Annotated in this window: 21 protein-coding genes; 12 read left to right on the top strand and 9 right to left on the bottom strand. The window is 55.3% G+C overall.

Annotated features, from left to right (window positions below; genetic code table 11):
- Positions 1-14: 14 nt before the first annotated feature.
- On the top strand, positions 15-650 hold the full coding sequence (locus tag I5192_RS13330; RefSeq protein WP_223117042.1) for an NAD-dependent epimerase/dehydratase family protein: 636 nt from the start codon (positions 15-17) through the stop codon (positions 648-650).
- A 115-nt stretch (positions 651-765) separates the two neighbouring features.
- Here the strand turns inward: I5192_RS13330 and I5192_RS13335 are convergent, their stop codons facing one another.
- From I5192_RS13335 to I5192_RS13360, 6 genes are all read right to left on the bottom strand, one after another.
- On the bottom strand, positions 766-1,911 hold the full coding sequence (locus I5192_RS13335; protein ID WP_223117043.1) for an ABC transporter permease: 1,146 nt from the start codon (positions 1,909-1,911) through the stop codon (positions 766-768).
- On the bottom strand, positions 1,908-2,834 hold the full coding sequence (locus tag I5192_RS13340; RefSeq protein WP_223117044.1) for an ABC transporter ATP-binding protein: 927 nt from the start codon (positions 2,832-2,834) through the stop codon (positions 1,908-1,910). The genes I5192_RS13335 and I5192_RS13340 overlap by 4 nt, the downstream gene beginning before the upstream one ends.
- Entirely contained in the window at positions 2,831-3,790 is a 960-nt protein-coding gene (locus tag I5192_RS13345) for an HlyD family secretion protein (RefSeq protein ID WP_255611867.1), read from the bottom strand. Before I5192_RS13345 ends, I5192_RS13340 begins: the two co-directional genes overlap by 4 nt.
- A 113-nt stretch (positions 3,791-3,903) precedes the next feature.
- On the bottom strand, positions 3,904-4,794 hold the full coding sequence (locus tag I5192_RS13350; RefSeq protein ID WP_223117045.1) for a haloalkane dehalogenase: 891 nt from the start codon (positions 4,792-4,794) through the stop codon (positions 3,904-3,906).
- Positions 4,791-5,216: a GFA family protein gene (locus I5192_RS13355; RefSeq protein WP_223117046.1), complete on the bottom strand. Its 426-nt coding sequence runs from the start codon at positions 5,214-5,216 to the stop codon at positions 4,791-4,793. The genes I5192_RS13350 and I5192_RS13355 overlap by 4 nt, the downstream gene beginning before the upstream one ends.
- 9 nt (positions 5,217-5,225) lie before the next feature.
- A complete protein-coding gene (locus tag I5192_RS13360; protein WP_223117047.1) occupies positions 5,226-5,603 on the bottom strand; it encodes a hypothetical protein in 378 nt (125 codons plus the stop codon).
- 118 nt (positions 5,604-5,721) lie between these two features.
- Between I5192_RS13360 and I5192_RS13365 the strand changes: the two genes are divergently transcribed.
- Positions 5,722-6,315 (top strand): TetR/AcrR family transcriptional regulator, encoded by a 594-nt coding sequence (locus I5192_RS13365; protein WP_223117048.1) that lies wholly within the window; start codon positions 5,722-5,724, stop codon positions 6,313-6,315.
- Between the two features lie 259 nt (positions 6,316-6,574).
- Here the strand turns inward: I5192_RS13365 and I5192_RS13370 are convergent, their stop codons facing one another.
- A complete protein-coding gene (locus I5192_RS13370; protein WP_223117049.1) occupies positions 6,575-7,453 on the bottom strand; it encodes a hypothetical protein in 879 nt (292 codons plus the stop codon).
- Between the two features lie 107 nt (positions 7,454-7,560).
- Positions 7,561-8,409 (bottom strand): alpha/beta hydrolase, encoded by an 849-nt coding sequence (locus I5192_RS13375; RefSeq protein WP_223117050.1) that lies wholly within the window; start codon positions 8,407-8,409, stop codon positions 7,561-7,563.
- 322 nt (positions 8,410-8,731) lie between these two features.
- Here I5192_RS13375 and I5192_RS13380 point away from each other — a divergent pair, with 322 nt between their 5' ends.
- The 10 genes from I5192_RS13380 to I5192_RS13425 all read left to right on the top strand — a co-directional run bounded on the left by I5192_RS13380 (position 8,732) and on the right by I5192_RS13425 (position 18,233).
- Positions 8,732-9,664 (top strand): LysR family transcriptional regulator, encoded by a 933-nt coding sequence (locus I5192_RS13380; protein WP_223117051.1) that lies wholly within the window; start codon positions 8,732-8,734, stop codon positions 9,662-9,664.
- Between the two features lie 482 nt (positions 9,665-10,146).
- Positions 10,147-11,886: an ABC transporter substrate-binding protein gene (locus tag I5192_RS13385; protein ID WP_170424638.1), complete on the top strand. Its 1,740-nt coding sequence runs from the start codon at positions 10,147-10,149 to the stop codon at positions 11,884-11,886.
- Positions 11,887-11,967: 81 nt separating this feature from the next.
- Entirely contained in the window at positions 11,968-13,017 is a 1,050-nt protein-coding gene (locus tag I5192_RS13390; protein ID WP_170597695.1) for an ABC transporter ATP-binding protein, read from the top strand.
- Between the two features lies 1 nt (position 13,018).
- Positions 13,019-14,095, top strand: a complete 1,077-nt coding sequence (locus tag I5192_RS13395; RefSeq protein WP_170597697.1) for an ABC transporter ATP-binding protein — start codon at positions 13,019-13,021, stop codon at positions 14,093-14,095.
- Positions 14,092-14,955 carry a carbohydrate ABC transporter permease gene (locus tag I5192_RS13400; RefSeq protein WP_170392846.1) on the top strand — a complete coding sequence of 288 codons (864 nt, stop codon included), beginning with the start codon at positions 14,092-14,094 and terminating at the stop codon, positions 14,953-14,955. Before I5192_RS13395 ends, I5192_RS13400 begins: the two co-directional genes overlap by 4 nt.
- Positions 14,952-15,749, top strand: coding sequence for a carbohydrate ABC transporter permease (locus I5192_RS13405; protein ID WP_170597699.1), 798 nt, complete (start codon positions 14,952-14,954; stop codon positions 15,747-15,749). The genes I5192_RS13400 and I5192_RS13405 overlap by 4 nt, the downstream gene beginning before the upstream one ends.
- A gap of 8 nt (positions 15,750-15,757) precedes the next feature.
- Complete coding sequence (locus tag I5192_RS13410; protein WP_170636976.1) at positions 15,758-16,159, top strand: DUF2160 domain-containing protein; 402 nt, start codon at positions 15,758-15,760, stop codon at positions 16,157-16,159.
- A 66-nt stretch (positions 16,160-16,225) separates the two neighbouring features.
- On the top strand, positions 16,226-16,621 hold the full coding sequence (locus I5192_RS13415; RefSeq protein WP_170567382.1) for a BlaI/MecI/CopY family transcriptional regulator: 396 nt from the start codon (positions 16,226-16,228) through the stop codon (positions 16,619-16,621).
- Complete coding sequence (locus I5192_RS13420; RefSeq protein WP_223117052.1) at positions 16,608-17,705, top strand: M56 family metallopeptidase; 1,098 nt, start codon at positions 16,608-16,610, stop codon at positions 17,703-17,705. Before I5192_RS13415 ends, I5192_RS13420 begins: the two co-directional genes overlap by 14 nt.
- A gap of 147 nt (positions 17,706-17,852) precedes the next feature.
- Positions 17,853-18,233, top strand: a complete 381-nt coding sequence (locus I5192_RS13425; protein WP_223117053.1) for a transposase — start codon at positions 17,853-17,855, stop codon at positions 18,231-18,233.
- Positions 18,234-19,388: 1,155 nt separating this feature from the next.
- Here the strand turns inward: I5192_RS13425 and I5192_RS13430 are convergent.
- A complete protein-coding gene (locus I5192_RS13430; protein ID WP_255611869.1) occupies positions 19,389-21,416 on the bottom strand; it encodes a PAS domain-containing hybrid sensor histidine kinase/response regulator in 2,028 nt (675 codons plus the stop codon).
- Positions 21,417-21,870: the final 454 nt, after the last annotated feature.

Consider the following 21,870-nt stretch of genomic DNA (forward strand, 5'->3'; position numbering starts at 1 on the left):
CACTTGGACGCGTCTTGCTGACCGGTGCGACGGGGATGGTGGGTTCCTCGGTACTTGCGGCATTGCTGAACGAAAAAACTGCGCGCGAAATCGTGTCACTTGGGCGCAGGCCATGCAATATGAATCAACCAAAGCTGACCGATGTGAGGTTTGCAGCATTCGGCGATACCCAAGCCATCGAAGCCTATCTTGATGGCATCGACACCGTCTTCCATTGCCTTGCCACTTATTCCGCGCGCGTCAGTCGAACAGAATACGAGGAAATCACAGTCGATTGGATGCGCGCTTTGCTGGTGGCTTGCGAGAGGTCTGCGCCCGGTGTGACGTTCTGCTTGTTTTCCGCTCAAGGCGCTGGGTCTGTTGGCGGCGGCATGTCCTTTGCTTTGAAGATTAAGGGCGAAGCGGAGAGCAAGCTATTTGCATCTGACCTCGAAAGGAAATTCGCCTTTCGTCCAGGCTATATTGCGCCGTCGGGGCCGAGGAACACGTGGAAGAAGGGTGATTATCTTCTCAAACCGCTCCAAAGGCTGATGCCGTCCATCGGTGTAACTTCCGATGAATTGGCTCATGCCATGCTTCAAACTGCGATGCACGATCCTCGTCGTACTGCTGTTCTTGAAAACGCTGAGTTGCGTACGTTGCTCGGATGAGGCTGCGGTTGCGCCTCGAGTTGTTTAGTTTTCAACAGAGGTCTTTCAATTCCCGATTCTGGGAAGCCTCAATGCAGCATTCAAATCCCGCACGGACGGCGGCTCTGAGCCGCCTTCAACCCAACCGTTTTTTGAACCTTAAAGTGGCCGCCAACAATCCGAATGCCGCAAATCCAATCATCCAGAGAATTCCCCAGCGCAACTCGTATAGCGACGCGTCACGCAGGACCACGCCGCGGATCATGTCCATAAAATGAGTGGCGGGCAGAACCTGAGCAATCATCTGGACTGGTTGCGGCATGCCGTCGAAGGGGAACATAAAGCCCGACATCAGGATCGATGGCAGCAGAACAAAGATAGTCATCTGCATTGATTGCAATTGGTTCTGCGCAAGCGTGGAAATCACCAGCCCAAGCGACAGGCTGGCGATGATGAACAACAAGGTCACCACAAGCAAAGTGCCCAATCCGCCGTTTATCGGGACATCGAAAAGGACATGCCCGAGGCCGAGGATGATTGCGACCTGTATCAGGCCCAGAAAGATATAGGGGATGATCTTCCCGATCATCAGTTCGATCGATTTGATCGGGGTGTTGATCAGCATCTCCATATTGCCCCGTTCGCGTTCGCGGACGATGGCGGCTGAAGTGAACAGGATCATCGTCATGGTCAGGATCACGCCGACAAGACCTGGCACGATATTGACTGCTGATCGCTGTTCAGGGTTGAAGTAAAGCGTCACCTCGAAGGTAGGCACCTGCCGGTTTGGTGGTTGTTTCAGCAGTTCTGTCAAAGGCATCGTGCGCAGGGATTTGATTGCGCTGGCCACCATCGTGTCCGAGCCATCGACGATCCAATGGGCAACCGGTCGGCTGCTGGTCTTGTCCGTTGCGTTGGGCAGGCCCAGCCCGACAGACGGGCTTCGGGCAAGGCGTTGGCTGACGTTTGATGGGATGATAAGCGCGGCGCGCACGCGGGATTCAGTGATCGCGCGCTCGGCTTCTTGCGGGGTTGTTAGATGTTCGGTGATGGTCACGACCTGCGTGGCCTGAACGATCTGCGCCAATGTTCGGGACAACTCGGTTCCGGACTGGTCCACCAGTGCCACAGGCACATGGCGCAGGTTGGTGTTGATCGCATAGCCAAACAGCAGCAGTTGGATCAGGGGGATCATAATCACCATGGCAAAGGTCATCCGATCCCGCCGCAGTTGTAGCAGCTCTTTCTTCAGTACAGCAGCAATGCGGCGTGGCGAGATCACTGTTTTGGCCCCCGTGTGGCGCTGACGAACACGTCTTCCAGATTTGGTCGCTGCGGGGTTAGGGACAGGTCGGGAAACGCAGCAAGTTGGCCGCGCAACATGTCCACCGGCTGAGGTTCGGATTTATCCACCAGCACACGCAGCCGCGATCCGACTTGCGCGGTCGACAGGATCATGGGCTGGACGTCCAACGCGTGTTTGACCTTGCGCAGGCCCGGGCCTTCAACTTCGACAACATCGGCCTGCAGATCATCCATCAACTCACGCGGAGAGCCGTCCGCCTTCTTCACCCCGTGTTGCAAGATCGCCAACCGGTGGCAGCGTTCGGCCTCGTCCATGAAATGGGTCGAGACGATCATCGTCGCGCCCTGATCGACCAGATCGAACAGCTGTTCCCAGAAAGTGCGTCGGGTTTCGGGGTCAACGGCCGAGGTCGGTTCATCCAGAAACAACAGTTTTGGTCGGTGCATGACGGTCGCTGCAAGGGCGAGTTTTTGTCTTTGCCCGCCGCTCATGCTGCCGCTGAGCTGATCAATGTTGGTTGTCAGGTCATAGGTGTGCAGCAGTTCTTCAATCCGGTCCTTGGCCGACTTCACTGGAATGCCATAAATTTCTGCCGCGAACCGAAGGTTCTCCAGCACTGTCAGGTCGCGGTAATACGAGAAGATCTGGGTCATGTACCCGATCTCATTTTTTAACGGCTCAGCCGCTTCGGGCATTGATCGGCCCAAAACCGAAATTGCCCCGCTGCTGGGGGTCAGTAGGCCGGTCAGCATGCGCATGGTAGTTGTCTTGCCGCAGCCGTTGGGGCCGAGAAACCCGTATATCTGGCCCGTTCGGATTTCGAGGTCCAGATTGTTGACTGCGGTGTTTTCCCCAAACCGACGGGTCAGACCCTGCGTCGAGACGACGATATCACTCATGGCATGGGGACCTGCACTGGCACTCCGGCGGGCAGGTCGGGTGTTGCAGTGGGCAAGTCAATCTCGGCCAAATAGACAAGGCGCGTGCGGTCGTCCTTGTTCAATCCGTAATAGGGGGTGAAGGACGCGTCGTCGCTGATCCAGCGGATCACGCCGTCCAGCGGATCGGCCAGCCCGTCAATGCGTACTTCCAGCATGTCGCCGGGTTTCAGATTGACGCGATGCGGCTCGGGCACATAGACGCGCGCGTAAGGCGTCTGGCCCGTGACCATCACGGCAACCGGGCTGCCGGATGTTACCCGCTCGCCCAAATTCCACGGCAGAGAATCCAGCACGCCGTCGCGGGTGGCCGTAACCGTCAAGTCGTCCAGAACTGTTTGCTCGGCGGAAACCAACGCTTCGGCGGCCCGTACGTTGGCTTCGGCAACCGCCAGGTCTTCGGGTCTGGTGCCGTTCTGCAACTCTTTAAGCGATTCCTGAGCGCTGGCCAGTTCAGCTCGCGCGGAATCGCGCAGGGCCAGATCATTTGCTACCTGCGCTTCGGTCACGACCGAGTTTTCGACCAGTCTGGCGTTTCGGTCATAGATGGCTTCGGCATCGGCAAGGCGTGCAACAGCGCCCGCGACTTTGGCCTCGGCTATCGCAATCTCCTCCTCTCGCGGCCCCACCTGCAGCTTCAGAAGCGTGGCCTGCGCCTTTTCCAGTTCAGCCTGCGCCAGTGCCAGTTTTGAGCTTTGCAATGTTGGATCAAGCTGAACCAGCGTGTCGCCTGCCTTGACCACGGCACCTTCGGCAATAGGCAAATCGACGACGATTTCGCTGGCTGTCGCGGTCAAAGCCACCCGGTCGCGCGCCAATACGCCCAAAGCGACGCTGGTATCAGACCCGGAGCACCGGTCCAGAAAGGCGGGCAGTACAGCCGCTAGAATCAAAGGGATGGGGGTCGTCAGATTCAACAGGGTTTCCCTCCGGTGTTTGGCCTTTGAACGTATTGGGTGATAGTTAAAGCATAAAATCAGGAAATCTGATTTATGTATACGGCTCAGCCGCTACACGTGGCAGCACGGGGTCATGCGGGCAATCGCGCCAACCACTCCTCCAGCTTTTCTCCGATCAGATGGGGGTTATCTTCCTGTAGGAAATGAATGCCTTTGCCGATATCCACCGCTTCGAGGTTCTGGATGGTCTGATGGCACCAGGCGACCTCTTTTGTCCCGATGGTGCCTCCGGGCGTGGCGTGGAACATCAGCATCGGGGTTTGCGTTTCTCCCAACCAACTGCTGTAGGCGCTGACGATCTCATGAACGTCAGAAGGCGTGCCATCGATCGGAATCTCGCAAGGCCACACACGAACCGGCTTGCGACTTCGTGCTGTGGGAAAGGGCGCACGGTACTGCGACATTTCTTGCGGTGCCAGATCACGTACTATGGCGCTTGGCAGGATTTTCTCGACGAACATATTCAGGCCCGAGATCATCATCCATCCCAGACCCGGCGTCCGCATCAAGCGAAACCCGGTGCGGAAATCGGGCGGAAATCCCGCCCAACTCATCGGGCGGACCACGCCCTCCATGAACACGATGCCGCGGATGTTCTCGGGATGTCGGTGCGCATAGTGAAACCCCAATGCCGAGCCCCAGTCATGAATGACGAGCGTTACGTCTTCTAACCCCAGCGCCTCGATGAATCCGTCAACGTAGGGAACGTGGTCGACAAAGCGGTAGGGAATATCCGGCTTATCCGATTTGCCCATACCGATCAGATCCATCGCGATAGCGCGGCCCTGCCCGGCGGCATAGGGAATGATGTTGCGCCACAGATAAGACGAGGTGGGATTGCCGTGCAGAAACAGAACCGGCGAGCCGTCGCCTTCCTCGACATAGTGAATGCGCTGCCCATTCACCTCGACATATTTCGAGTCAAACGGGAAGTCGGGTGAGATCTCTTGTTCGGTACTCATTGAGCCACTCTTTCTGCATTGCAAGTCTCTTCGATCAGGCCCAGCGCCTCACCATACCACGCAGGTCGGGACGACCAGCCAACGATCGCGTTGACGGGTTGGGACGGCGGGCAGGACAAGCTGCCAACGGGGACAATCAGAATCTTGCCGTTTTGAGTCTCGAATGGCAGCGTCGTCCCGCAGTTCCGGCAGAACACCCGGCGTACTTGGGAATTGGGCACGTCGAAGGTGGTCAGCATGTTTTTGCCTTCCAGCCATTCGATCTGATCGGGCGTGGTGAACGCATTCGCAACATGGGCCGAGCCCGAGGCCTTTTGGCAGAAGCTGCAATAGCAGAGTTTGAAGGCGGTCATATTGTCCCGCACCCGATAGCGCACCGCGCCACAGATACATTGGCCGTCGATCGTGTTTGGGTGACTCATCTGAACACCTCAGCCGCGATAGGCGAAATAGGAGCGGACAGAGGCCGCAAACGTCAGGCCCATGCTGATGATCGCGATGATAAAGCCGATGACCGCCGTTGCCGGGATCGAGACCAGAAAATCAACGGCAATCGCTGCGCGGATACCGACCAGGCTGCGCCTGAGGATGGATGCGATGATGCAGGCAAAAGTCACCATATATCCCAGCATCGTATAGAGCATCAGGTTGGCGGCTTGGGGGCCTGCCAGTTCTCCGACCTGCAGCCCGTAGAATTTGAACGCGGCGAAGAAGCCAAGGGCCAGCAGGATTTTCAGCGCGTTCAGAATGAAGATGGCGCGCAGTGTTACGGGCTTTGAGGCCCCGGTTGTCGGGTCGATGGCGGTCATGTCAGGTCTCCCATTCAGGTGAGGCCGCGCGGCATTTGCTGCAGCGCGCCCAAAATGCTATCCATGTGGATAGGAAATTATTCCTATCCACATGGATAGAAAAAGCAAGGGGAAATCTGTGGCGCGAAAACGCAAGACGGATCACGACAGTGCTGTGGCAGGTGCGCTAGACCTATTCTGGCGGTGTGGATACCATGGTGCCAGCACGCGGGAACTGGAGCAGGAGACCGGGCTAACTCGGTTCACACTGCAAACCACCTATGGCGGAAAAGAGAAGTTTTTCCTAAAGACGCTTGATACTTATCTGGACAATGCCGAGGCTCGGCACTTCCCCGACCCCGACACCTATTCGCTGAATGACCTCAGCGATTGGTTCCAGGGTATCGCCTCGGCAGAACGCATGCCGAAGATCGAGGATGCTGGGTGCCTTGCCTTCAACTCGATTAGTTCGTTTGACCGCACTGACCCCGAGGTGAATGCCCGAATCGAGAGATACCTCACCGCCCTGGAAGGACGGTTTGCGGCGATCCTCAGCCGCGCCAAATTAGAAGGAGCCGCGCGCATCGATGTTGACCCGGATGAGGCGGCAAAGCTGCTGATCGGCCTGTTGCTGGGACTTCATACGATCATGAAAGCCCGGACATCCGACCAGTTCCCAAGGAGCTATGCAGACGCGGCGGTTGGGTTGATCAATGGGTGGAGAAATTTGTAAGCGATGAAATATGCAGGCGTGATCGGCTGCCATAATCTGACATCAAAAGACTAACACTCGAACGAACGTGATATCTAAGGCACGCAATGGGAAACAATTAACGTGACCACCTGCAGCGCGAGCATTACGCGTCTGTAGCGAATGTCTGGAAGTGCGCTGCCATTGCAGCATGTCCAGTGGCCGCTTTGGACCGCTAGTTAGCTCCCCGACCATATGCTACTGCGGAAGCCTGGCGCTATGAAAACCGGAGTGCGTGCGTCTATTGGTCGAGACTTTTCACCGTCTGAGACGGCAACTCCGCATAGGATGCGTCATAGAAATAGGTCAGCCAAATCGACCACTCATTGAAGAGTATATCGGAAATCCCGCGCGAATGAGACCCGACGCTCAGCGGATCTACGGACCCATCAGTTTCAACGCGCAAGAGTTTCGCATTCGGGTACTTCTCGTGACCCCGGTAACCCCCGACAACAACTGTGCCGTTCACGACTTCAACGGATTCCAAGTTACCAAAGCCGGTTGAAACAGCTACAGCAGTATCTCCGTTGCCTGAATGCGGAACCCAATACAAAGCGCTGTCCCAGGCGTCGTCGCTGCCCCAGGAAACAGCGTAAATACCTGTCTCTGCAATTGCAAAGCGGGCGAGACCACTGATGCGAGAATCGCCGAGGTGAGGTTGAATTTGTCCGGTTTGGGCTGCGACCGATAGGAATGCGCCGCGCCCAAAATCACTCACAAGAAGGGTGTCGTCGTCGAGGGCTTCGATATCGTAGAGAAAAACACCATCGTCATCGAGAGCCTGACGCCAGTTTACCGTGCCATCCGAAGCGGTAGAAATGACCTCATTGCCATCCACAATGACAATCTGGTTGCCGGAACGCACCATTCCTGTTGGGTTACGAAGACCTTGCCCATCTGAGAGTTTGATTTCTTCGGTCACGCCATCAGGAGTGAGCTTGTAGAGCCCGCCGTTAGTGGCGTCTGAGCTGAACTCTTCATCTGGCCCACCCGGTCCAATCGATACGGCATAGACATCATTTCCCATCGGCAAAACGGCTTCGGTAAAGGGCGGCAGCTCCTGTTCGGCGACAACAGGGAAGGCCGTGGTGCAAGTGACCAATAACGAAAGAACTTTCATCTCAAATAATTCTCCGGTGTATCTGTGCTTTGATGTTGCCGCCCGTTTTTCCGGCAATGATTGTTCCGGGGCGGCGTCAATGAACCGAGCGGTTTGCATCAAGGGGTTCAATTGGAGGCAAGAAAGTGCGGAGCCAGAGCATTGACGGCGGCATCAATGATCAACGGGTCTTCGTAAAACTGAAGCTGGTTGGCGCCGTCGATCCAATACAGCGTCTTCTTTTCTGACGCGATTTCTTCAAAAATGCGGCGGGGAATGACCTGACCGCTTGCAGCTCTGTCGCCATGGATCATCAATACAGGCAGGTTCAGTTGAGGGGCTGTTTCGTCGATCCGCCAGCCCCAAATGCCAGCTTCGCTCATCGCGGTGATGCGGTTTTCCCAACCCCCTTTGAAAGTCAGCCAAGGGGCCCTGTTATCCCATGGTAGGTACCAGTCTGCGATGGCAGTTGCGGTCAGAAGGGCATCCTCAGAGCCGACGATCGGGATGTAGCTTGCTTCCCCCGTTTTTTCGAATTCGGTGGCTGCTTTGGCCGCGCGATCTATGCGTGCTTCAACCTCGGCATCACTGCCAAGGTACATTCTGGCAGTTTCCTCAGTTAGATAGTGGCCCGCGACAACCCCGAGAGAGGCCACGCGACCGTCTGTCACCGCTGTTTCAATCGCCCAGTTGACGCCCTGACAAATCCCGAGAAGATGAAGCCGGTTTGCGTCGATGCCTTCTTGGTTTGCGAGAAAACCGAGGGCGGCTTGGCAGTCTTCAACCTTGGCTTCACCAGACTCGTAGCGTCGGGGTGTGCCCGAGCTTTCTCCGTGATAGCGTGGATCGAATATCAGAACGGCCAGCCCGCGCGATGCCAGGCGGGTTGCATATTGCACCGGTGACTGTTCTTTGACGAATGCAACAGGGCCGATGATCACAACGGCCGGGTGAGGTCCTTCCGAAGCAGGTCTCAACAACTTTCCAACAAGGGTTTCCCCAGAGCTGTCAAAGGACACTGTTTCAACATCATAAGAGCCAAATGCCGATTGATCTGGGTCACCGGATGCCTCCGCTGTGCTAGCGCGGGCGGCGAAAGCTCCGCTCAAGGATGTTGCAATCGCGATTGAGTTGAACATGCGTCGTGTAATCACTGCTGCTGCCCTTTCGTATACAGTTTGATGGTCTCGACAACCAAACGATCTTGGATCGAGCGCCCCGATCTGGGGGGGCGCCCTGTTAGGCTTCACTTGTCAGTTAACTCGCGACGGGCATAATTGGGATGACGCAAACAGCATGATGAGCATGCAAAAAATGAATGACATTTTAACTTCTCTGGATGTTAGGACTCTACGGTTCCTGCAGCTCCTGCTTCGCACAAGCAGCGTGACACGCACGGCAATACATCTGGGGATCAGCCAGCCCGCCGCCAGTCGAATACTCGCCCGGGTACGCGACCTTATTGGAGATCCGGTGCTGATCCGAACGCAGTCCGGATACCAATTAACGGATCATGCTCTGGGCTTGAATGAACCGGTCGATGCTGCCCTGTCAGCGATAGCTGACGTCTTCCAGCCTTCCGCCTTTGATCCAGCACAGTCCAACTATTGCTACCGCATCGCTTCGACAGATTACGGCGTCGCGGCTGTCCTGGGACCCATGATGGAGGTCTTTGCCGTTACCGCACCAGCAATAAGGTTCGATGTCTCGCCACTGGTGCCGCAAAGCTTTACCGATTTGGAAAAAGGAGCAATTGATCTGCTGCTATACGCGGATTTGGATGCCAGGAACGATTTACTTGTTCAGAAGCTATTTGATGAAACCTACGAAATCCTGTTCCGACAAGGCCATCCGCTTGAAGAACATGCGTCATCAAAACGGGCACTTACTCCGCAAGACGTTTCAGCTTACCGGTTAATCGAGTTCAGTTTTCCGGGCACTTCGGGTCTGAAACCCGATACGATCATGAGGGAAAAAGGAGATGGTTCGAATGCTGTGTTCCAGCAGCCTTACTTCACCACATTACCTTTTTTGGTAGGACAGACGGATGCAGTTGCAGCTGTCCCCAAGCGGCTGGCAAAGCAAGTCCAGAAATTGACCTCTCTTTGTTCAGCTCCGTTTCGGCCGAGTTGTGGCTTCCCTTATTTTCTTGTCCGCCACGAGCGTAGCCGCTTCAATCCAGCGATCAATTGGCTAAGGGAACAAGCATTAGAGTTCGCCAAGTCCAACTGATCAGATGTTCGAGCTGGAATGATAGTTTGCACGTGAGATCTTCGAAGTACACAAAGGCCATCCAAATCAGCACCCGCCCTTGGGTCCTGACGAAACCACAATCCATAGATGGCAGGTCTGTTGGGCTAAGCTGCAACATCGTCCGTTACAGTTACATCTCCGCTCAGAGCCGTTCCCCAGATCATCGTCTACTTTCCAGCTTCGCGATTGCAGCGAACGACAGCTTTGACGGTCAGCACCGCGAGAAGGTGACCAGGGTCGAACGGAAGGAATGGGCCGTTTGCAGCGCACGTATTTGATGCTAATTGGCGTGATCCATGAAGTTCATCCTCCAACGCAAACGGTAATAATTTATATAAAACAATGGTTTACTCTACTTCTTCCTTTCTACTAAAAAATTAGTTTGACAGCAGCGCCGAATATCATCGATGCTGTTTGCCATCCGGTCTGCACCGGATCACATAATCTTTGGGAGGAGACAGATGCGGAGACATCTACTTTCCGCCGTGGCGGCAGCGGCCGTCATTGCGGGGCATGGTCCTGCTTGGGCCGACGAAGCCGCAGCACAACGTTGGATCGACGACGAATTCCAGCCATCGACCTTGTCGAAGGACGAACAGTTGTCCGAAATGAAGTGGTTCATCGATGCTGCACAACCGTACTCGGGAATGGAAATTAATGTCCTGTCCGAGGGTATCCCGACACATTCCTATGAATCCGAGGTTCTGACCAAGGCGTTCGAGGAAATAACCGGGATCAAGGTCAATCACCAAATTCTCGGCGAAGGCGAAGTGGTTCAGGCCGTACAGACTCAGCTACAAACCGGACGGAATCTGTATGATGGCTATGTCAACGACAGCGACCTGATCGGGACACATTCGCGCCTGCAGTTGGCCTATCCGCTAACCGATATGATGGAAGGTGATTGGGCGGCGACAACCTCGCCAACGCTGGATCTGGATGACTTCATGGGCATTCAGTTCACCACCGGCCCTGATGGCAAGCTGTATCAATTGCCTGACCAGCAGTTTGCGAACCTATATTGGTTCCGCAAGGACTGGTTCGATGACGAAGCCAACAAGGCCGCGTTCAAAGAGAAATACGGCTATGATCTAGGCGTTCCGGTCAATTGGTCGGCCTACGAAGACATCGCCGAGTTCTTCACCAATGACGTGAAAGAAGTCGATGGCACCACGATCTATGGCCACATGGATTATGGTAAGCGCGCGCCTGACCTCGGCTGGCGCATGACTGACGCCTGGCTGTCGATGGCCGGCGCCGGTGACGTGGGTGAACCGAACGGCGTTCCCGTCGACGAATGGGGCATCCGCATGGAAGCGGGCACTTGTAACCCTGTTGGCGCATCCGTTTCGCGTGGTGGTGCTGCGAACGGCCCGGCTGCGGTCTATGCGATCCGCAAGTGGGATGAATGGCTGCGGGCTTATGCGCCTCCGGGTGCGGCGTCTTATGACTTCTACCAGTCTTTGCCAGCGCTTAGCCAAGGCAACGTGGCTCAGCAGATCTTCTGGTACACCGCCTTCACCGCAGACATGGTGAAGCCGAAATCCGAAGGCAACAACACCGTGGATGACGAAGGCACGCCGCTGTGGCGGATGGCGCCCAGTCCGCACGGCCCCTATTGGGAAGAAGGCCAGAAGGTTGGTTATCAGGACGTGGGGTCGTGGACCTTCCTGAAGTCGACGCCTGCAGATCGTGCTCAGGCGGCTTGGCTCTATGCCCAATTCGTGACCTCCAAGACTGTCGACGTGAAGAAATCCCATGTGGGCCTAACCTTCATCCGCGACAGCTCGGTCAACCACGAGTCGTTCACCGAGCGCGCACCCAAGCTGGGTGGTCTGGTCGAGTTCTACCGCTCACCCGACCGTGTGGCATGGTCACCGACCGGCATCAACGTGCCGGACTATCCGAAGCTGGCCCAGATCTGGTGGCAGCAGATCGGTGACGTGAACTCGGGCGCCTTCACCCCGCAAGAGGCGATGGACCGTCTGGCAGAAGAGATGGACATCACTATGGCCCGAATGCAGGCCGCTGACGAAAGCGCCGGTGTCTACGGTGGCTGTGGTCCGCGTCTGAACGAGCCGCAGGATGCCGCCTTCTGGTTGGAAAAGCCGGGCTCGCCCAAGGCCAAGCTTGAAAACGAAAAGCCGCAGGGCCAGACCGTCAACTATGACGAATTGGTTCAGCGCTGGCAGTCTCAGTAAGCAAACGAAACCGGGGGTGCCGTGTGCGGCATCCCCACCCCAAGGCCAGTGCGACGCACTGAAGGACCGGAACCCACGGACATGATCGAACTTAAAGACGCCACCAAACGGGTTGGCAATGTCATCCATATCAAGCCTACGAACCTGACGCTCAAGACTGGCCATTTCAACGTGTTGCTGGGCGCGACGGGGTCGGGCAAAACCTCGCTGATCAAGATGATGGCCGGGCTGGACCCGATCGCCTCAGGCAAAGTTCTGATGGACGGGCAGGACGTCACCAAGCTGAACACGCAAAAGCGGCAGATCAGTTTGGTACACCAGTTCTTCGTGAACTACCCGCATATGACCGTTTTCGACAACATCGCCTCGCCCTTACGCGTGGCGGGGATGGCAAAATCCGAAATCGAAGGCCGTGTCGAAGAGGCCGCCGACTTGCTGCAGTTACGCCCAATGCTGCAGCGCCGTCCGCATGAGTTGTCAGGCGGCCAGCAGCAGCGTACAGCACTGGCCCGCGCGATTGCAAAGGAAAGCCGCGCGGTGTTTCTTGACGAACCACTGGCCAACCTCGATTACAAGCTGCGTGAAGAACTGCGTGAACAACTGCCCGACCTGTTCGCCGGGCGCGGGGCCGTGGTCGTCTATGCCACGTCGGAACCGGAAGAGGCGTTGATGCTTGGCGGCTACACCGCTTTGATGGAGGACGGGCGCGTCACCCAATTTGGCCCCACCTCAGATATCTATCGCAACCCCGAGAACATCTCTGCAGCTCGTGTGTTCTCTGACCCGCCCATCAATGTGGCGCGCATCACTGTGTCTGAAGCGCAGGCGCAATTGGTCGGCGGTGGTGGCTGGAAAGTCACCGATATAGCCGATGGTGACTACTTGGTCGCCGTGCGTCCGCACCGGGTGACCCCGTTCCGCTCTTCCGACGCCGACGTGGAGCTGACCGGGCGTGTCATCGTGACCGAGCTTTCGGGCTCGGATTCCAGCGCGCACTTCCAGCATGGGGATGAGGCGTGGGTGTCCCTGGCCTCGGGTGTCCATCCCTATCAGGTGGGCGAAGACCACAGCTTCTACATGAACCCGGCCCATTGCCGGTATTTCGGCCAAGACGGCAAAAGGATAGCCTGACATGGCACAAATCAAGCTTGCAAACCTGCGACACAGCTATTTCCCCAATCCCAAGGGGCCACATGATTACGCCCTGAAGGAAATCGACGTCACCTGGCGCGATGGCGGCGCCTATGCGCTGCTGGGGCCATCAGGATGCGGCAAGTCAACGCTGCTGAACATCATCTCGGGGTTGCTGACGCCTTCCGAGGGACAGATTCTGTTCGATGGTCAGAACGTTACTGCCTTGCCCCCAGATCAACGCAACATTGCGCAGGTGTTCCAGTTCCCGGTGATCTACGACACGATGACTGTGGGCGAAAATCTGGCCTTCCCGTTGAAGAACCGGGGGGTTGACCCGGCAACGATCAAACGTCGCGTCGATGAGATTGCAGAAATGCTGGACGTTACGGATATGTTGAATACCCGGGCCTCAGGTCTGAGCCCGGACAACAAACAGAAAATCTCGATGGGTCGTGGGTTGGTGCGTGACGACGTGAACGCGGTGATGTTCGATGAGCCGCTGACTGTTATCGACCCACATCTGAAATGGAAACTGCGGTCCAAGCTGAAAGAGCTGCACCAGCGCGTCAAAGCCACGATGATCTACGTCACGCACGACCAGACCGAGGCGCTGACCTTCGCGGACGAAGTAGTCGTGATGCAGGAAGGCGAAGTCGTGCAGATCGGCACCCCTGTGGAACTGTTCGAACGCCCTCAGCACACATTTGTCGGCCATTTCATCGGCTCACCCGGCATGAATGTGCTGCCGTGCGAAGCAAAGGGCGATCGGGCCCTATTCGAAGGCCATGAAGTGATGCTGGAAGGCCAGACCCACGGTGACGGAGGCCGCACCGATCTGGGTATCCGGCCTGAATATATAAGCTTTGGCGAAACCGGCATCCCTGCCCATGTCACCAAGGTCGCAGATATCGGGCGACACTATGTGGTCAGTGCCATGGTCGGTGATACGCCGGTGAAAGCCGTAGCAGAACACAATGCGCCCAACCCTGGCTCACATGTGTACCTGCAATTCAAACCCGAACAATCTCGCGTCTACCGCGACGGCTGGATCGCAACCGAGGAGCGGACGCAATGAGAACGGAAAACCAAAAAGCATGGTTCTTTGTCCTGCCGGTGCTGGCGCTGGTCGCGTTTAATGCGCTGGTGCCGATGATGACGGTGGTCAACTATTCGGTGCAGGAGACCTTCGGTAACAACCAGTTCTTCTGGGAAGGACTGGGCTGGTTCGAACAGATCCTGCGTTCCGACCGGTTTCAGGCAGCTCTGGGACGGCAGTTCCTGTTCACCTTTCTGATCCTGCTGATCGAGGTGCCGCTTGGTATCATCGTGGCGCTTTCCATGCCGCGCAAAGGGTTCTGGGTGCCGGTCTGTCTGGTCCTGATGGCCCTGCCGATGCTGATCCCGTGGAATGTGGTCGGCTCGATGTGGAATATCTTTACTCTGCCCAAGATCGGCCTGCTGGGCTACTTCCTGAATGACGTCCTGGGCATCAACTATGACATGACACAACAGCCACTGTCGGCCTGGATCACCGTGATCGTCATGGATGTCTGGCACTGGACGTCGCTGGTTGTGCTGCTGTGTTATGCGGGCCTCGTGTCGATCCCGGATGCCTATTATCAGGCCGCTAAGATCGACGGTGCCAGCCCGTGGTCAGTGTTTCGCTATATCCAGCTGCCCAAGATGAAGACTGTCCTAACCATCGCCGTTCTGCTGCGCTTTATGGACAGTTTCAACATCTATACCGAGCCTTTCGTTCTGACCGGCGGTGGCCCCGGCAATTCAACCACCTTGCTGTCGATCGACCTTGTAAAGATCGCGCTGGGACAGTTCGACCTTGGCCCTGCGGCCGCGATGAGCCTGATCTACTTCGCCATCACGCTGCTGGTCAGCTGGGTCTTCTACACTCTGATGACAAAGGATGACGCGCAATGAAGAAGAGGTCCATTATCCCGATCCTCTATATCGCGTTCCTGATGCTGCCAATCTATTGGCTGGTGGCGATGTCCTTCAAGACCACGAACGAGATCCTGTCGGGCTTTTCCCTGTTCCCTCAGACCTTCACGCTGGAGAACTACGTCACCATCTTCACCGATCCGACGTGGTATTGGGGCTATATCAACTCGATAATCTACGTGACGATCAACACGGTGCTGTCGGTCTGTGTAGCGCTGCCAGCGGCCTATGCGTTCTCGCGCTATCGGTTTCTGGGCGACAAGCAGTTATTCTTCTGGCTGCTGACCAATCGGATGGCGCCAGCGGCGGTGTTCGCGCTGCCCTTCTTCCAGCTCTATTCGTCAATCCACCTGTTCGACACCTATCTGGCCGTGGCGCTCGCGCACACGCTGTTCAACGTGCCGCTGGCGGTCTGGATTCTCGAAGGCTTCATGCGCGGCATCCCGAAAGAATTGGATGAGACAGCCTATGTCGACGGCTATTCTTTCCCGCGCTTCTTCGTGACGATCTTCCTGCCCAACATCAAAGCGGGTGTCGGCGTCGCGGCCTTCTTCTGCTTCATGTTTTCATGGGTCGAGATGTTGCTGGCCAAGACCCTCACCGCGGTCGAGGCCAAGCCCATCGCCGCCGTGATGACCCGCACCGCCTCCAGCGCGGGGTATGAGTTGGGTCTGCTGGCAGCAGCCGGAACACTGACCATTATCCCTGGTGCCATTGTCATCTGGTTTGTCCGCAACTACATCGCGCGCGGTTTCGCGATGGGCCGTGTGTGAGGTTCGATATGCGTAGACTTCTTCTCACCCTCCCCTTCCTGCCTTCGATGGCATTCGCCCAGCAAGCCGGATGGGGCAATGTTGGCCAGCAAGAGGAAAAGGGATTCTCGTGGATCGCCCCTCTTTGGCCTGATTTCTGGATGGCCTGGACCCCGGCGACGTTGGCGGTATTCGTGGGTATCTTCGCGGCCATCGCACTAATTGGACTATTGGAAGGGTTCAAGTTCCGCGACGGCCTTGAACGTCGCGGTGTACTTGGTCTGACAACCACGTTGGGCGATCGGTTGTTCATAACACTGCTCGGCTCGACCTATATCTTCCTTGCCTGGCTTGGGCTGGTAGGCCAACCTGTATGGACGCCTCTTTTCCTGTCCATCGGTTGGGGCGTCTTCGTCTTCTGGAAAGTTTAAGCTTTGAGAAACAGCGAAAGGATGCTTGTCTGTCAGGCATACTAAGAAATGGCGACTCCGAGATCGATGCGAAAAAAAAAGACAACAAATCTACTGACCGAAGTGGAGCTTGAGTTTATGAATGAGCTCTGGGCGCTGGGTCAGGGTTCGGTCCGTGATGTCCTTGATCGCCTGCCTTCTGATCGTAATTTGGCCTATACATCCGGCGCGACTATTCTGCGTATCCTTGATGAAAAAGGGTTCGTCGAAAGCGAGAAGAACGGCAAGTCGCTGATCTACAGACCCCTGCTGGAAAAGGACAGGTACCAGTCGCGGTCGCTGCAGAATCTTTCTCGGACCCTGTTTGACGACACACCCGCAACGCTGGTTGCAAGGCTGGTCGACGATGAGGGGCTGACAGAAGATGATTTGGAGGAAATTCGAGCACTGGTAGAGAGGAGACTGCAAAATGACAGCGGTTAAACCGGTTCTCGATACGTTTCTTGATCTGAATGTCGTGCTTGGATTGTCGGCCTTTATCTGGTTGGCAGTGCGCGCGGCGCTGGATAGGACATCGATGCGATATGGATTTGTGGCTCAGCTTCGCTTGCTCAAGGCACTTTGTATCTGCGTTCTTGTCAGCCCCATTTTGGCTACAGGGGTCTCGAGCCTTGCAGGACTGGTCTGGCCGGGGCAACCTGTTGCACTGGGGGATATTGCCGTGGCCGCTTATCTGCGCGGCGACATTGCCATGCCAGCAGCACAGTTTGAAACCCTACTGAACACGCGCGAGCGGTGGCTGGACCACGTACTGGCAGGCGCAAGCATGGCCGCAAACTGCGCCTTGATCGCATTCGCTCTTATTGCAGCGGTGCTGACAGTTCGTGTGATGCGCGATGCATGGGCCATCCGCAGCGCGATCACGACCAGTTTTCTGTGGCGGCAATCCGCCAAGGTGGACATTCGCCTGTCAGATCGGATTACCGTACCGTTCGCTGTGCGTGGCCTTCGCCGCCGGCACGTCGTGCTGCCCAGTCATCTGTTGAACACACCAAATGAGTTGCGATTTGCCCTGGCGCACGAGTTTCAGCACATCCGAGCCAATGACGTGGAATGGGAGCTTGGGTTCGAGCTTTTGCGACCTTTGCTGTTCTGGAACCCGGCCTATCTGGTGCTCAAACACCAATTCGACCGGCTACGCGAATTGGCCTGTGACCAATCCGTCGTGTCTCGTAAGGGCATAGATTCAAAGGAGTATACGACCTGTTTGCTGGAATTCTGCGCGCGATCGATTTCGTTGAACAATCCACGTGTTCTTAATGTGGCACTGGTTTACGGAACAAAGGCAAAGCACGTACTGCGGCAGCGCGTGTTAGCGTTGACCGAAGCGCCGATGGCAGACACCCGACTGCCTGCCGTATTTCTTGGGCTGATACTTTCATTTGCATTAGTTCTCGCCATCGGATCAGCATCAGTTCGCCAAACACAGGACTGGAGCCACGATCGGCTGATGCTGTCTACAGTCATCAATCTGGAACGGCTGGAGGCTCGCAATCGAGGGAACTGACGGGTCAACAATTTGCCGTCTCAGATCAGGCATGCAGACGTGTCTGACGTCGGCCCCAATGGATTAGTTTAGGTTGATTTGATAAGGGAGATGCGGTCATCGGGCCGGTTCACCATAATTGTTGTAGTGATTTGAAGCTCAAAGGAGATGACCGAGACTTATTTCGTGGGTCTTGATGTTTCAGTCAAGAGCGCGGCAATTTGCGTGATCGCAGGTAACCCGGTCCTTGTGGCGGCAATCTTCCCGCTCCCGTCAGCGCGTGATGCGATGGCAGAAGAATTTGCTGAATTGGACAAGCAGGTTCGAGATCAGTCTCGCAAAGATAATGTCTGTCGTCGCCTCATGACAACTCCCGGTGTCGGCGCCATAGTTGCAATGACCTTCCGTGTTGCCATTGAGGGACCCAAACGTCTCCGTTCATCTAAGTCGGTGGGAGCCTGCTTTGGCCTGACGCCATGGCGAAACCAATCCAGACAAACGGATCGAGTCACATCAAATACCAAGGCCGGCGATGCCAGTGTGGGATAGACGCTTTACGAAGCAGCGCATGTGATGCTTGTGAGAACCACCTGATGGACTCCGTTGAAGGCATGGCCGATGCGTGTTGCCGCCCGATGTGGTGCAAAGCGCGCCAAAATTGCCCTCGCGAGGAAACTGGCAGTCATCATGCATCGGATGTGGATAGACGGCACGGAATTCAGAACCGTCTGAAAGACAACGAGTACCAACTCTTCCGCGAGGAAGGCGCCCCTGAAAGGACGCAGCGCGGGAAATGCCGACAGAAACCCTGATAAAAATATATGCCGCAAGGGAAATAGGCTTTCCCCGTCAGAGCCAACCGCATCATTTGAGTGCACTACGCAGATCACGGACAGAAGCAAGCACTTTAGGGCGCAATATCCTTGCAATACCGGGCCCGATTACAGAAGGGTTTCGGACTCACCATAACCGCCAAGGAGTAACGAGGAGAAAGAAACCCGGAACCAAGCATAGCCACGGTGAGAAGGTGGTAAAGGACACTCGCCGTGTGACCCGATAGCAATTTTCAGCAGAAGAGCAAATCAAGATCGTGCTGGACGGCCTGAATGGTGAGGACAGCATTGCCTCGCCCCCCCCGCGTTCGCCACGTGGCAGAGCAGCAGGAACAGGCGGCTTCGCCGTCTGATCTGCAAATCAGCTCTGATTTTCCGAAAGGAAAGTCAGAACAAACCAAACTATCTGCAGGAGTATGAAATGGCAGCGGCGTGTTAGCTGATGACGCAAAGGTCAAATTCAATTGATGTCCAAAATTGGGGTCGCCTTCTGATGTCAAACGTTCACTGCTTTTCTGGTCCAACTATGACGGTTGGGTCAGGTTCATGTGACGTTCAACAGGTGTCGGGCGACACATAGTTTTGCCATTCAGAGAGGCCTAAGCCATTGATTTTGGGTCATTCGATTTTCGATGGGCGCACAGGTTTTACCATTTGCGACTCAAAGGCTTTCCATCACGTTGGAGCAGTCGAGCAAAAGCTAGACTGAATCTTTATCGCCTTCTTCGGCGCAGATCGTAGGTAAATCTATCAAAATCTCGGCAAGTTCTTGTCTGTTAAGCCTCAGCCGTCCTGCCGATATCGCTTCGATACATCCCGCCAATTCGAGTGCAACTGTGAGAATTGTGGGCCGTAGCCAGCGAATTGAACTTCAACGACAACGTTTGGCTTCGTACTGCAAATCCCTCAAGAAAGTAGCCTTCTCGTCGTCCCATTCCTGCGAAGTGCAGTTTTGAAGGTCATTCAACTTGGACCAAAGGTCGGTTTGCCCGAGTATCGCAGCAGAGCCACATAGTTTATGCGCCGCTTGCCTGTGTGTGTCATTTAACTCATTGGAATTATTGAGACTGTCAATAAGACCAACAACTTCGTTGTTCAATTCCCTGCAGGCTTCACGGAATTTGTCCTCTCCAAATCGAATCCTGAAGTCATTGTCTGGCTCCATAACCTCAACCCTTTGCACCTTCACAACTTTAGACAGTTCTGACTGTAAAGCCGCCAATGGAACGGGTTTCACCAGCAACCCCTGAAATTCTGCTGCTCGTATGACTTCGTGATCTTTTGGGGCTGCGTGAGCCGTAACTGCTATCGCTGGCAAATTGCCCCACTCGATATTCAGTTCGCGAACTTTTCCGAGTGTTTCGATACCATCGATACCCGGCATGCTGATATCCAACAAAAGTACATCAAATCGCGCGGACCCAAGACGTTCTAAGGCGGCGTAACCACTTTCAGCCTCAGCAACCGAAAAGCCAAGATCTTCAAGCATATCGGTCAAGATCATTCGATTGATTTCATTGTCGTCTACCACCAGCGCTTTCAAACCCTGATAAAGCTCTGCCTGTGGCGCGTCTGTGGAATCCGGTTCGCTCATGACATCAGATCTTGAGGTTGGCAGAGGCAGTCGCATTGTAAACAGACTGCCTTCTCCAAGCACACTATCCGCCGTGATGTCGCCACCCATCGCCTCGACCAATCTTTTGGTAATAGCCAGCCCTAATCCCGTTCCGCTCGTCTCACGTGCAAAGGCGGTATCGATCGTGACAAATTCGTCGAAGATAACGTCCAGATATTCAGATGATATCCCGACCCCGGTATCTGCAATCCGAAACTCAATCAGATCATCATGATGAAGTCGTTCGACTTCGATCGTGACTGATCCATCCCGCGTAAATTCGATTGCGTTACCTAACAGGTTCACCAAGCATTGCTGCAGCGCAGTCCTGTATCCAAGAACGTCGATAAGCTCTTCAGAGAGAACATCGACCTTCAAGTCGTTGCCACGCGCATCTGCATTCGCCGACAGACTGTCGGCAACTTCGTGGACAACCTCCATAACGTCAAAACTTGATCTGTCACGCAAGGCATTGCCTGAACCCAGTCTGGAAAAATCCAAAACATCAGTCACATGAGACAGCAGCAACTTACCCGACACCTCAATAGAACGAAGATACCGCTTTTGTCTGTCCGTCAGATTGCTCTGATCAATCAATGCCGCAGAGCCGAGTATTCCGTTCAACGGAGTACGCATTTCATGGCTCATCACTGTCAACAGATCGGATTTGGCCTGTTCACTTTCCCGCGCCTTGTCTCTTGCAGTGCGCAAGTCTTCCTCGGCTTTGAGTTCCTCAGTTATATCCCGAAGGAATGAGACAAAGACTTGCTCTCCATCCGTTTCAGCTAGCGATATGGACAGCTCCACGGGAAAAGTTTCCTGCGATTTGCGCAAACCCTCTAACCTGACGCGCCCAGCGCCGATTACCTTTTGCTCGCCGGTCTCGAGAAATCGTGTCATGCCTTTTCGGTGCAGGGCGCGCAGGTGTTCTGGAACGATAAGTTCAGCCATATCAGCACCGATTGCCTCGGCCTGACGGTACCCAAAGACATCTTCGGCGGCACCGTTGAATTCAAGAATTCTTCCAGAAGTATCGACCACCAACACCGCATCCAGTGACGAGGTAATGGCCGCTTCAAATCGGTTGCGAGCCGACTGGCTTTGCCGGGCAAACAACTGCCCTTGCCGGAATAATTTGATGAGAACTGCAAAAGCTAAAAGCAGTGCAACGAAAAGTACAACAAGTAATGATGCCATTCGGGTTAGTGTGCTGGCCAACTCAGCACGTCGGGTTGCGTTTTCCTGGGCAAATCCCTGAATACCGCCCAGCGCAATCTCGCGCACTTCAGGTCGCAGTGTTTGAATCTGCGCCCGCAGATCAGGAAGTGCTGCGCGCAGCTGGTCATCCGGACCATCGATCAATGGTGTCAGCCGGGATAGAAAATCTTCAGTGGCTTGCAGGGCTGGTTGCGCGGCGGCACCCCCTCGCAGAAATGAAAACAGCTCGCTACTAAACAGCGTATCCGCTCGGCTAAAAAAGATATCGAAACGGTTGCGTACAGCGGACAAGTCACCATTGGAACGTGATGAAGCGTCAATGACCGAGACTTCGAACCTAAGCAGCTCGACTTCGAGCTGAGACATCAGCCAGCTGACGTTGTCTGTTTTTGCGGTCGAGAGTGCGTCGAGATCTGATTTCACCTCGCGCCCAAGGGAAAGCACGATAGCCAGACTCACAACCAGCAATCCTACAAAGGCAAAAATGGGCCATCTCTTCATGCTCATTAAAGGCGCTTTA

Origin of the sequence: Ruegeria sp. SCSIO 43209 (assembly GCF_019904295.1) — a bacterium.
Classification (GTDB): Bacteria; Pseudomonadota; Alphaproteobacteria; order Rhodobacterales; family Rhodobacteraceae; genus Ruegeria.